Annotated in this window: 11 protein-coding genes; 6 read left to right on the forward strand and 5 right to left on the reverse strand. The window is 71.1% G+C overall.

The features are described 5' to 3' along the window. Window positions 1-386: 386 nt before the first annotated feature. Window positions 387-734 (forward strand): hypothetical protein, encoded by a 348-nt coding sequence (locus M8C13_RS25845; RefSeq protein ID WP_252483287.1) that lies wholly within the window; start codon window positions 387-389, stop codon window positions 732-734. Between the two features lie 1,588 nt (window positions 735-2,322). Here M8C13_RS25845 and M8C13_RS25850 read toward each other — a convergent pair. After that, window positions 2,323-3,087, reverse strand: a complete 765-nt coding sequence (locus M8C13_RS25850) for an IclR family transcriptional regulator (RefSeq protein ID WP_252483288.1) — start codon at window positions 3,085-3,087, stop codon at window positions 2,323-2,325. A 142-nt stretch (window positions 3,088-3,229) separates the two neighbouring features. Between M8C13_RS25850 and M8C13_RS25855 the strand changes: the two genes are divergently transcribed. After that, window positions 3,230-4,537 carry an aromatic acid/H+ symport family MFS transporter gene (locus tag M8C13_RS25855; RefSeq protein WP_252483289.1) on the forward strand — a complete coding sequence of 436 codons (1,308 nt, stop codon included), beginning with the start codon at window positions 3,230-3,232 and terminating at the stop codon, window positions 4,535-4,537. A 36-nt stretch (window positions 4,538-4,573) separates the two neighbouring features. Continuing rightward, window positions 4,574-5,269, forward strand: a complete 696-nt coding sequence (locus M8C13_RS25860) for a ubiquinone/menaquinone biosynthesis methyltransferase (protein ID WP_252483290.1) — start codon at window positions 4,574-4,576, stop codon at window positions 5,267-5,269. Window positions 5,270-5,382: 113 nt separating this feature from the next. Here M8C13_RS25860 and M8C13_RS25865 read toward each other — a convergent pair whose 3' ends face one another. Together M8C13_RS25865 and M8C13_RS25870 are read right to left on the reverse strand one after the other, a co-directional pair. After that, complete coding sequence (locus M8C13_RS25865) at window positions 5,383-8,040, reverse strand: exo 1,3/1,4-beta-D-glucan glucohydrolase (protein ID WP_374213146.1); 2,658 nt, start codon at window positions 8,038-8,040, stop codon at window positions 5,383-5,385. Between the two features lie 157 nt (window positions 8,041-8,197). Continuing rightward, window positions 8,198-8,764: a TetR family transcriptional regulator gene (locus tag M8C13_RS25870; RefSeq protein ID WP_252483291.1), complete on the reverse strand. Its 567-nt coding sequence runs from the start codon at window positions 8,762-8,764 to the stop codon at window positions 8,198-8,200. Window positions 8,765-8,881: 117 nt separating this feature from the next. Here M8C13_RS25870 and M8C13_RS25875 point away from each other — a divergent pair, with 117 nt between their 5' ends. Beyond that, entirely contained in the window at window positions 8,882-9,766 is an 885-nt protein-coding gene (locus M8C13_RS25875; protein WP_252483292.1) for an LLM class F420-dependent oxidoreductase, read from the forward strand. 3 nt (window positions 9,767-9,769) lie between these two features. On the opposite strand, the gene M8C13_RS25880 is transcribed toward M8C13_RS25875, so the two are convergent. Next, window positions 9,770-10,243 carry a MarR family winged helix-turn-helix transcriptional regulator gene (locus tag M8C13_RS25880; protein WP_252483293.1) on the reverse strand — a complete coding sequence of 158 codons (474 nt, stop codon included), beginning with the start codon at window positions 10,241-10,243 and terminating at the stop codon, window positions 9,770-9,772. A gap of 58 nt (window positions 10,244-10,301) precedes the next feature. On the opposite strand from M8C13_RS25880, the gene M8C13_RS25885 reads away from it, so the two are divergent. After that, the gene (locus tag M8C13_RS25885) at window positions 10,302-10,610 is read left to right on the forward strand and encodes a GNAT family N-acetyltransferase (RefSeq protein ID WP_252483294.1); all 309 of its coding nucleotides are present in this window, start codon (window positions 10,302-10,304) and stop codon (window positions 10,608-10,610) included. Further along, entirely contained in the window at window positions 10,610-11,551 is a 942-nt protein-coding gene (locus M8C13_RS25890) for a pirin family protein (protein ID WP_252483295.1), read from the forward strand. The genes M8C13_RS25885 and M8C13_RS25890 overlap by 1 nt, the downstream gene beginning before the upstream one ends. On the opposite strand, the gene M8C13_RS25895 is transcribed toward M8C13_RS25890, so the two are convergent. Next, window positions 11,552-11,827, reverse strand: coding sequence for a PLD nuclease N-terminal domain-containing protein (locus M8C13_RS25895; RefSeq protein ID WP_252483296.1), 276 nt, complete (start codon window positions 11,825-11,827; stop codon window positions 11,552-11,554). Window positions 11,828-11,994 lie beyond the last annotated feature (167 nt).

The following is an 11,994-nucleotide window of genomic DNA, read 5'->3' on the forward strand; positions in this document are numbered from 1 at the left end:
CGGCGGCCGCGCCGGCGGTCGGCCGGTCGCTCCCCGGCCGGCGGTCCTCGTCGTCGATATCCGCGCGGGTGTCCGGAGAACGCACAACTTCGTTGGGCCGAACGGGTGCTTCGGTGTACCGCCTTTTCCGTACCGCGACCGTTTCGGAAAGTGCGGTGACGAACGCCTCAGCACGGCTTCGCAACGGCGCTCGCGTCTGCGCGCCAACGGCAACGCCGCTGCTCCAGCGAGGGCGAAAGTTGCTGATCATGACGGGTGCGACCGGCAGAACCGGCTCGCGGCAACCCACCGGAAGTCGAGTGGCCGAGTCCTATTAGCAGTATTCTTCTCCGATTCGTTACCCTCTCTGTGGGGGTACTTCTCAACTGGCCAGAACGGAGACGTTCGTGTTCACGCCGCACCCGGTTCGGCGAAGCCGTATCACCAGTTCGAAGGTCACCTGGCGGGCCGCGATGCCACGCATCGCGCACGGCCCGGCAAGTGCGAACGGGAGTCAGGCCACGGTCACCGAACCGTCCAACAACACCACTGGGCAGCAGGACCTGTTCGCGCTCGATCGCGAGCCAGCGCAGCCGGTAGATGACCGCGTCGATCTGCCCGTCGACGAGTTTCCGCAGGTGGAGCTGACCGGCGAGGACGACGTCCTCCCGCCGGAGATCAGCTTCGAGCTGTTCCTTGAACGCCTGGACGAAGTCCTGCGCGCCGAGGCCGACGCCAACTCGGTGAGGTCCTGATCCACCAGCCCTGACCCGTTGGCGGGTCGGGAACTTCCCCTCGACGGGCATTCGAGTCGCCGAGGACGCTAGCGGTCGCGCCAAGATCACCTGATCTTCCTCAGGCCGCGACCCGGGGGCGCAGGACTACCCCGATCGGGTCACCCAGCACATCAAGCACATCAGGTTCACCCGTTGGGGCCACCTGCCGGTCATCCGGCCACTGGCCCCGGCGAAGCCGTGCGGCGTTGGCTGGTGCCGGACCACTCCGGCATCGGCCGAGCCGCCCGCTGGGTCGGGGTGACTGTCCACAAGGGATGGTCGCTTCCGCTTGTCTTCCGCCGGTTGCCGGTTGCCGGTTGCCGGTTGCCGGTTGCCGGTTGCCGGTTCGCCCGTCGCCAGCACCGAGCCGGTGCCGGTGTCGGTTGCTGACGGGCTCGGGCCGGGGCTCTCGTTGCGCTTGTGTCGCGTGCCGCCGTGGGCAGGGCGGCGGTGGGCTCTGGCGGCGCGAGACGCTTCTGCCGCAAGCGAAATCCGCCGTGAGCGCGTCCGTTGCCTGGCTGCGGTCGCGCTCGTCGGTCAGCGTCGGAGATGTCCTTGTGGCCGCTCGATTTCGCCCGTTCGTGTGGCCAGTTGGGGGCGGATGCCGTCACCTCCGCCTCGGACGCGCCCAGCCGGCCCGCTGCCGGTTAGCGCTGCCAGCCGCTGCCGGTTGCGTTGGTGCCCGTCGCTCCCGGCTGACGGCTCGACGGGCGCGATCCCATCCCGCGGCCGGCGCTCGCGGCGGCTCATTCGTCGACGCCCTCGTTGGCCTCCGGCGCTCTCCACCGTTGCCGCCGCTGTCGCCAGGTCCGCGGCGCTGCCGCTTTGCTCGCCGGGGCGGCAACGGGCAAGGCACTTGCGCGGGCCGCTCCTGATCGCTGGTGTGCGCCCGACGCCCGACGCCCGACGCCCGACGCCCGACGCCCGACGCCCGACGCCCGACGCCCGACGCCCGCCTGGCCGCGTGGCTCCCCGCGCGCTCGGAGCGTCAGGCTGACCAGGTCGCGTGCCGCGCCTATCCGCGCGCCAGGACCGTCCAGCTGCCCGCCGCGGCCAACACGATCGCCTGGGTCGCCCGGTTGTCCTGCGGAGGCGGCCACATCGCACCGGGCCGCTGACCCGGTCGCGCCAGGCGAGGCCGGGGTGGCCGTCTGGGGGCTCGGCTGGGCTGGGGCGAGTGGCTGGGCTGGCTTGGTCTGGTTGGGGGCCGGGTGGGCCGTGGCTGGCCCGCTTGTTTCCCCGCCCGCGCCTCCGCTTCCTCTGCGGAACGCTTTTCGGGGCGAAAAGGTTGCTTTCCGTCTTGATCTTGGGTGGCTGGTTGTGTTCTGGCGGTCTCCGGTCTTGGGCTGTGAGCCGTTGTTTGCGGTGGTCAGGTGCTGTGTTGGGGTGAGTCTGGTAGAGGTTGGGGAAGCGTTCGTGTGCCGAAGAAGGGTTCGCGGGCTGGGGGAGTGGGGCGTGAGGTGGGGGCAGGCAGGGGGCGAGTTGGGGGCTGGGAGTTCGCTCGTTCGTGAGTGGCGGTGCCAGCTGGGCACAGGACTCAATGGGGGTATGACGCCTGTGGTGGACGCTAGGTCCAGTCTTCTTCGCCGGCCGCCAGCCTTCGTTCGATGCCCTGGGCCGCGGTGTGCAGGGCGGGGGCTTGTTTGGCCAGGTCGGCTCGTACCGTGTGCAGGACCATGCCCAGGGCGGCGAGGACTGTTCCGTCGGTGTCGCGGACGGGGACGGCCACCGAGCAGGTGCCCAGGGTCATCTCCTCGGAGGTCAGGGCGTAGCCGCGGCGGCGGACCTCGCTGAGTTCGCGGAGCAGGCGGCCTGGTTCGACGATGGTGTACTTGGTGCATCTGGCCGGGGCCGTGGTGCAGAAGCGGTGGATGAAGTCCGGGTCCTGGTTTGCCAGCAGGATCTTGCCCACTCCGGTGGCGTGCAGGGGGAGGCGGCTGCCTGCTCTGGAGATGATCGGCACTGAGCGGTGGCCGCTGAGGCGGTCTACGTACAGGGCCTCGTCGCCGGCTCGGACGGCCAGGTGGATGTTTTCGCGGGTGGTTTCGTAGAGCTCCTGCATGAACGGCAGGGCTGCTTCGCGGAGGCGGTTGACGGCGGGGGTGAGCATGCCCAGCTCCCACAGGCGCAGGCCTATCCGGTAGCCGCCGTCGGGGTCCTTGGTGATCGCGCCCCAGTCGGTCAGGTCGCGGAGCAGGCGGTGCGTGGTGGCCAGGGGGAGGCCGGCTCGGCGGGACATCTCGGAGAGGGTTTGGCGAGGATGGGCTGGGGTGAAGGTGGCGAGCAGGGTGAAGGCACGCAGGGTGACCGAGCGTGGCGGTTGATCGTCCATTGTGGACTCCGCAGGATCTGCTAGAGAAAAAGTGGCGGGGGTGGGCTGGGGTTTTCCGGTGAGTGGAAGACTACCGTGGTAGCCGCTCTATCCGCGTTCCTAGGCTTGCCCAACCCTCGGACGGCCTGGCGAAGGAGCCCCCGTGACGCAGACTGGAAACCCGCACGGCAAATGGGTGCAACCCCTCTGCTGGACCGCGGTCCTGCTGGACGGGTTCGACCTGGTGGTCCTGGGTGTCGTGCTACCCGTGCTGCTCGGCGAGCAAGTCTGGGGCCTGACCGCGGGCACCGGCGCGGCCGTCTCCACCGCCGGGCTGGTCGGGATGATGATCGGCGCGCTGGCCATCGGCACCGTCACCGACGTCATCGGGCGGCGCAAGACGCTCATCCTGTCGGTGGCGATCTTCTCGCTGTGCACCCTGTTGTGCGCGTTCGCGCCCTCGGCGCTGATCTTCGGCGCGTTGCGGTTCCTGGCCGGGCTGGGGCTCGGCGGGTGCCTGCCAACCGCGATCAGCCTGGTCGCGGAGACCAACGCCGAGCGGGGGCGGGCCAGCAGCGCGACCACGCTGGTGATGACCGGCTACCACGCCGGGGCGGTGCTGACCTCCCTGCTGGGGCTGCTGCTGATCCCGCAGCTGGGGTGGCGGGCGATGTTCGTCGCGGGGGCGCTGCCCGCGTTGGTGCTGGTGCCGTTGATGGTGCGGTACCTGCCCGAGTCGGCCAGTTTCGAGCGGGCCCGGGCCGCGGCCGGGTCGACCGCCGCCGCGGCGGGCAACGCGGTGCGCTCGCTGTTCCAGGGCAAGCTGTTGCGGGCCACCATCGCGTTCTGGGTCAGCACCTTCCTCGGGCTGGTGCTGGTCTACGGGCTCAACACCTGGCTGCCGCAGATCATGCGCCAGGCCGGGTATCCGCTCGGTGACGCGCTCGGGCTGCTGCTCACCCTCAACGTCGGCGCGGTGGTCGGACTGCTCATCGCCGGCCGGGTCGCCGACCGGACCGGGGTGCGCAAGGCGGTGATCGGCTGGTTCCTGGGCGCGGCGGTGTTCCTGGCGCTGTTCAGCCTGCGGATGCCGACGCTGGGGCTCTACCTGGTGGTGTTCCTGGCCGGGTGTTTCGTCTTCAGCGCGCAGGTGCTGATCTACGCCTACACCCAGCACATCTACCCGCCGCACGCGCGCGCCACCGGACTGGGCTGGACCGCGGGCATGGGCCGGATCGGCGGCATCACCGGGCCGCTGCTGGGCGGCTGGCTGGTCTCGGCCGGGATCGCCTACCCGTGGGGGTTCTACATGTTCGCGGTGTTCGGGTTGCTGGCCGCCGTCGCGGTGGCCGCGGTGACCGGGCGCGGGGCCGCGCCGGAGGCCGGTTCGGCGGCGGTGGCGGAGGCCGGTTCGGCGGCGGTTGTGGAGCCGGAGGCGCCCGGGGCCAGCCGGGGGGCCGCGCGGGCGTGATCTAGGCGCGGGGCCGCCACTGGCATGCTGGTGGCCATGGTGCGCGCGAACCTCGACAAGCAGACCAGCCAGGTGTCGGCCATGTTCGACCAGGTCGCCGACGGCTACGACCGCACCCGCGCCCGCCTGTGGTGGGGCCGGATGGACGCCTGGGGCCGGGAGATGGCCGCGGCGGCCAATGCCGGTCCGGGCAGGCGGGTGCTGGACGTGGCCGCCGGCACCGGCACCTCCACCGCGGCCCTGGCCGCCACCGGCGCGCACGCGGTGGCCTGCGACCTGTCCCTGGGCATGCTCGGGGTGGCCGGGCGGCGGCATCCGGACCTGCCCCGGGTCGCCGCCGACGCGCATGCGCTGCCCTTCGCCAGGGACAGCTTCGACGCGGTGACCATCTCCTTCGGGCTGCGCAACATCGGCGATGTGGCCGCCGCGCTGCGCGAGATGCTCGCGGTCACCCGGCCCGGCGGCCGACTGGTGGTCTGCGAGTTCAGCATCCCGCCGACACCGCTCAACGGCGCGCTGTTCACCGCCTACCTGCGGCACGTGGTGCCGCTGATCGCCCGCAGGGTCAGCACCAACCCCGAGGCCTACCGCTACCTCGCCGAGTCCATCCAGGCCTGGCACAGCCCGCCCCGGCTCGGCGAGCAGCTCACCGCGGCGGGCTGGGAACGGGTGGCCTGGCGGCCGCTGACCGGGGGAGTGGTGCACCTGCACGTGGGCACCGCACCGCGCTGATCGGATGCCCACTGACCGGCAGCGGTGAGCCGGCCGGGGAACTGCCGGAGTAGCCGGGACGACGAAGCCCCGCCTACCGGTCGGCAGGCGGGGCTCCGCGATATCCGTTGGTGCTAGGTGAGATCACCGCACTTGCGGGCGTCCGGATCACCGGCCGCCTTGGGCACCCAGCGCACGTTGGCGAAGGAAGCCTGGAACGCGCCCTCGGTGTAGACCAGGAACGGCGTGTTGACCGCCTCCAGGTCCAGGCCCTTCTCCGCGAAACAGGACACCGGGATCTTCACCGTCTGCTTCTGACCTGCCGGCAGGTCGGTGAACAGCTTGGTCGCGGCCACCTCGCCCTGGCAGGGGTAGCCGCAGTGGGTGGAGATCACCGTGCGGCTGGCCGGGGCCTTGCCCACGATAACGTCGAAGACCAGCGCGCCGTTGGCGTTGCCGTACCCGCGCAGGTCCTCACCGGGTGCTGGGGCCTGCATGTACAGCTGGCCGGGCGCGGTGCCGTTCCAGGTGGTCTTGAGCCCGTCGCCCTGCACGCTGACATCGGTCGGCTCCACCGCGATCGAGGCGTGCGCGGCCGTGCCGTCCGGGCCGATCTCGGTGCCGCCCCAGTTCTCCGGCGACCCGAGGTAGCCCTTGAACGGCGCGATGTCCTTGCGCACGAACACTTCCAGGTCCTCTTCCGCGGTGCCGCCACCGGGCGGGGAGCAGCTCTCCGGCGAGCTCTCATCCAGCTTGCCGACGTTGCCGGTCTCCCAGGAACGCAGGCCGTAGCCGTACCTGAACAGCGGGTCGTAGTCCTTCTGCTCGGCATTCAGCGGCGTCTGGCAGGCCGCCTTCGGCCAGGAGTAGGACAGCTTGCCCTGGTAGCCCAGACCGGTGTGCCTGCCGCGCACCAGCATGTCCGCCACGCCCGCGCCCTCGGTGCCCGGCAGCCAGGCCGCCACGAACGCCTCGGAGCGGTTGAGCTCCTTGTTCACGTGCAGCGGACGGCCGGCGACGTAGACCGTCACCACCGGCGCGCCCTTGCCCGCGACCTTGTCCAGCACGGCCAGGTCCTCCGGGAACAGCTTGGCCGCCTCCAGGGAACGCTTGCCGATGTCACCGGTGCCCTCGGCATACGGGGTCTCGCCGATGACCGCGATGACCGCGTCGAACTTCGACGGGTCGACGTTGTCGGCCTTCTCGCTGAAGGTCACGTTCGCCTCGCCCAGCGCGCCCTTGAGCCCGCCGAGGATGGTGGTGCCGTGGGGGAAGTCGGCGTTGGTGTTGCCGGTGCCCTGCCAGGTCAGCGTCCAGCCGCCGGTCTGGTTCTGCATGCTGTCCGCGCTCTTGCCGACCACCAGCACCTTCGACCGCGGCGAGAGCGGCAGCACGCGCTTGTCGTTCTTCAGCAGCACCTGCGACTTGCGCACCGCCTCGCGGGCGATCTCCTTGGCGCGCTTGGCATCGGCCTTGCCCGCGTGCTCACGCTCCGACGGCTTCTTCGCCTCGAACAGGCCCGAGCGCAGCTTGACCCGCAGGATCCGGGTGACCGCGTCGTCGATGCGCGCCATCGGGATCTCGCCGCTGTTGACCTGGGCGATGGTGTTGGCGATGAAGGCCTTCCAGTCGTGCGGCACCATGAACACGTCGATGCCCGCGTTCACCGCCCGCGCACAACTGGCGTTGGTGCAGCCCTCGACCTGGCCGTGGCCGTTCCAGTCCGAGACCACCAGGCCGTCGAAGCCCATCTTGTTCTTCAGGACCTCCGCCACCATCAGCCTGGAGCCGTGGAGCTTGCCCTCCTTGATGCCGAGCTCCTCGTTCGTCCAGCTGTTGAACGAGATCATCACGCTCTGCGCGCCCGCGGCCAGCGAACCGTAGTAGCCCTGACCGTGGGTGTTGATCATGTCGGCCTTGGTCGAGGCGTTGACGCCCTGGTCCTTGCCCTTGATGGTGCCGCCGTCGCCGATGAAGTGCTTGGCGGTGGCGATCACCCCGTCGGAGCCGATGCCGCGCGGGTTGTCGCCCTGCAAGCCCCTGGTGGCCTCGTAGCCGTAGGCGCGGGTGATCCGCGGGTCCTCGGAGAAGCCCTCGTAGGTGCGGCCCCAGCGGTCGTCCTTGACCACCGCGAGGGTCGGCGCGAACGCCCAGTCCTGGCCGGTGGCGCGCACCTGCTCGGCGGTGGCCGCGCCGATGTCGCGGACCAGGCACGGGTCCTGCGCGGCGCCGAGGCCGATGTTGTGCGGGAAGACGGTGGTGCCGAAGACGTTGTTGTTGCCGTGCACCGCGTCGATGCCCCAGATCACCGGGATCTTGGTGCGGGAGGACTTGGAGGCCTGCCAGTAGGCGTCGGCCAGGTCCAGCCACTCCTTGACGGTGGCGTGCTTGTTCTTGCCGGGCCAGGACCCGCCGCCGTTGAGCACGGTGCCGATGCCGTACTCCTTGACCTCGGCCGGGGTGATCGCGGCGATCTCCGGCTGAGTCATCTGGCCGACCTTCTCCGCCAGCGTCATCTCGGCGACCATCTTCGCGATCCGCCGCTCGTCCGCGGCGTTGCGCCCGATGTTGCTCTTGACCTTGGGCCAGTCGGCGAAGGCGGGCAGCTTGTCCTGGACGCGGGCGCAGCCGTCCCAGCCGAGGTCGGGCTTGCCGACCACGGGCTGCTTGGTTCCTGCGGCGGCCGCGGGCTCCGGCGCGGCGCCGGCGATGCCGCCGGCCATGCTGACCCCGAGCAGCACGGCCAGTCCGATCCGACAGGCGCGAGAGCCAACCGACGATCTTCTTGCCATGAACGATCCGTTCCTTGAGGCGGAAGTTGCGGAGTGTTACGGCGCGGGCCTGGGAAAGCCGCGCCGATCCTCACCGGCGGCTGACATCCGTGTCAAGGGTTTCGTGGAAGCGCTCTCGCAGGCGGCTGCCTGCGCATTCGGACTAGCGCTTGATCACTTAGAGGCGGGTCAGCTGCCGGACGGCTTCGGTCACCGTCTCCCGCCGGGCCTTCTTGGTGGTGACGAACCGGGTCGAGGCGGCGTCCGGGTTGCCCGCGGTCCACATGGTCGCCAGCACCAGCACCAGGCTCAGCAGCCCGGCCGCCGGGATGTGGCCGGGCAGCCTGCCGTCGGCCTGGGCGGCGGCGATGGCGGCGATCTTGTCCCGGTGCGCGCGCAGCACCTGTTCGGGCAGCGGGCCCTCCGCGCCGCGTTCCAGGCGGTGCCAGGCGGAGAGGCGGACCACCTCGGGGGACTGCCAGAACCGGTCGAAGAGGCGGCCCGCGTAGCCGGGCAGGTCGTCGGGGTCGATCGGGACCGCGTCCACGGTGCCGGTGACCAGCAGGTCGTAGGCGGCGTCGAAGAGCTGCTCCTTGTTGCCGAAGTAGGAGTAGATCATCGCCTTGTTGGCCTTGGCCTGCTCGGCGATCCGGTCCACCCTGGCGCCCGCGATGCCGTAGGCGGCGAACTCGGCGATCGCCGCGTCCAGGAGGCGTTTCTTGGTCTGTTCCGCATCGCGTGCCACGGGCGCAGGGAAACAGCCTGCCGTCGCCTTGTCAACAGAACGGTTGGTTGCCAGCCGGGTGGTGCAGTCCATTGTGGACTTGACCTGGAGTGCGCTCCAAGGTCTAGCGTCGAGGGCATGCGACTGGGCATCCACCTCACCACCTTCAACCACCCCGAGGACCCGGCCGGGCTCGCCGCCGAGCTGGCCGCCACCGGGCGGGCCGCCGAGGCCGCGGGCGCGGAGACCCTCTCGGTGATGGACCACTACTTCCAGATGGAGCAGAACGGCCGCGCCGAGCACCCGATGCTGGAGGGCTACACCACCCTCGGCTTCCTGGCCGCGCACACTACCTCGACCCGGCTGGGCCTGCTGGTCACCGGGGTCACCTACCGGCACCCCGGGCTGCTCGCCAAGATCGTCACCACCCTGGACGTGCTCTCCGGCGGCCGGGCCTTCCTCGGCATCGGCGCCGCCTGGTACGACCGCGAGCACCGGGGCCTCGGCGTGCCGTACCCGAGCACCGCGGAGCGGTTCGAGCGGCTGGAGGAGACGCTGCGGATCTGCCGCCAGATGTGGGACCCGGCGGACAACGGGCCGTTCGAGGGCAGGCACTTCCAGCTGGCCGAGACGCTGAACTCCCCGCCTGCGATGAGTTCCCCTCGGCCGAAGGTGCTCATCGGCGGTGGCGGCGAGCGCAAGACGCTGCGCCTGGTCGCCCAGTACGCCGACGCCTGCAACCTGTTCGCCACCTCGCCGGAGGAGGTCGCGCACAAGCTCTCCGTGCTGGACGCGCACTGCGCCGACCTGGGCCGGGACCCCGCGGAGGTCCAGCGCACCATGCTCTACCGCAGCGAGGCCCTCAACGACGGCGACCTGGACCAGGCTGCCAAGGACCTGGCGGTCTACGCCGAGCTGGGCATCAGCACGGTGATCCTGGTGCCGCCGGGGCAGGGCAGCCCGGCGGAGTGGATCGAGCGGCGGTGCGTGCCGCTGGCCCCGAAGCTGGCCGAGCTGGGCTGAGCCTCAGGCCGGCGGGGGTTCGGCCTCGGCCAGGCGGGCCAGCACCGCGGCGGAGATCTCGGTCAGCGCGCTCAGCTGGGCCGGGGTCAGCGCCTCGGCGAAGTAGTGGCGCACCTCCCGCACGTGCAGCGGCGCGGCGGCCTCGATGGTGGCCCTGCCCTTGGCGGTGAGAGTGGCGAAGGCGCCGCGGCCGTCGGTGGGGCACTCCTCGCGCAGCACCAGGCCGCGCTCCTGCATCCGGCTGATCTGCTTGGACAGCCTGCTCTTCTGCCAGCGCAGCTCGTAGCCGAGCTCGTTGAGGCGTAACCTGCCCTGGGGCGCCTCGGACAGGCCGACCAGCACCGCGTAGTCGGCGTCGGAGAGGCCGCTCTGCCGTTGCAGCTCGCGGGCCAGGTGCGACTGCAGCCGGGTCTGCATGGCCATGAAGCCGCGCCAGGCCTGCTGTTGCTGCTCGTTCAACCACCGATCACCCGCCATGGTGACCACTATACCGATCTGGTTGACATGGAAACTAGGGCTGGTTAGCGTCGGGGGTATGGCCGAGCAGGACGCAGCTGTCGAGGTGCACCGGGCGGAACAGGTGAACCGGTACGAGCTGACCGTGGACGGCGAGCTCGCCGGGTTCGCCGCGTACGAGGAACGGGACGGGCGGACCTCCTTCACCCACACCGAGGTCTTCGACGCCTTCGGCGGCCGGGGCCTGGGCAGCGTGCTGGCCGAGCGGGCGCTGGCCGAGGCGGCGGAACGGGACCGGGAGATCGTGCCGCTGTGCCCGTTCATCGACCGCTACCTGCGCCGCCACCCCGACTTCAGCGGCCGGGTGGCCCGGCCCGGGCAGGCGTGATGAGCAACCTGGACGCCACCCCCGAGGTCACCCCCTGCCACGCCGGACCCGGGGCGGTGACCGAGCTCCTGGCGGCCAGGGAGGTGCCGCTGGGCGGGCTGCGCGCGATGCGGGTGCGCCGGGTGCTGCCGCAGCGGGCCCGCTCCACCGTGGGCGCCTGGTGCTTCCTGGACGAGTTCGGCCCGCAGCGGCTGGAGATGACCGTGCTGCCGCACCCGCACACCGGGCTGCAGACCGTCACCTGGCCCCTGGCCGGGGAGATCCGGCACCGGGACACCGTCGGCTCCGACGTGGTGCTGCGCCCCGGCCAGCTCAACCTGATGACCGCGGGGCACGGCATCGCGCACTCGGAGTTCTCCGTCGGCGCCGACCCGCTGCTGCACGCGCTCCAGCTCTGGGTCGCGCTGCCCGCCGCCAGCGCCGAGGTGGCCCCGCACTTCGAGCAGCACCTCGACCTGCCGCGGTACACCGGCGACGGCGCCGAGGCGGTGGTGTTCATGGGCGAACTCGGTGGCGTGCGCTCGCCCGCGACCACCTACACCGAGCTGGTGGGGGCCGAGGTCACCCTCGCGCCCGGCGGCGGCGGACTGCCGCTGCGCCCGGACTTCGAGCACGCCGTGCTGGTCATCGACGGCACAGTGCGCGTCGACGGCGTGGAACTGGCCGCGGGGCCGCTGCTCTACCTCGGCCTGGACCGCGAGCACCTGGAGATCGACAGCGCCGAGGGCGCGCGGCTGGTGCTGCTCGGCGGCGTGCCGTTCCCGGATGACCTGGTGATGTGGTGGAACTTCGTCGGCCGCACGCACGAGGACATCGCCGCCGCCCGCGAAGCCTGGGAGTCCCCCAGTCCGGCGCGCTTCGGCGTGATCGCGGCGCACCACGGGGAGCGCATCCCGGCCCCGGCCCTGCCGGCGGTCCGGCTGACTCCCCGCCGCCGCTGACTAACCGGTGTAGCCGCCCTGCTTCACCAGCTTGGCCGAGCGGCCGAAGATGAACCAGCCCAGGCTGCCCAGGAACGGGTAGGCCAGCGCGACCACGATCCACAGGAACTTGCCGCCGCCGGTCAGCCGCTGGTGCCGCAGGATCGAGATCAGCGCGAAGATGAACAGCAGCAGGTACAGGATCCCGAGGATCCCGCCGGTGACGCCGAAGACGACCCCGAGGATCCGGTCCAGGGTGTCGTCGGGGCGGTCTTGCGCGAGCACGGTGAGCGACATGCCCGGAAGGTAGGGCCGCCACCCCGATCCGGCCCGCCCTGACCGCCAAGATCAACCGAACGAGTGGCCGGGCAACCCCTCGATCGGCGCTGTCGCCGTCCGCGTCCGGCTGGCTACGCTCTGGCCACCGCGACAAACGAACCATTTACGAACCTGGTGCGGAACAC

This window comes from Crossiella sp. SN42, assembly GCF_023897065.1.
GTDB lineage: Bacteria > Actinomycetota > Actinomycetes > Mycobacteriales > Pseudonocardiaceae > Crossiella.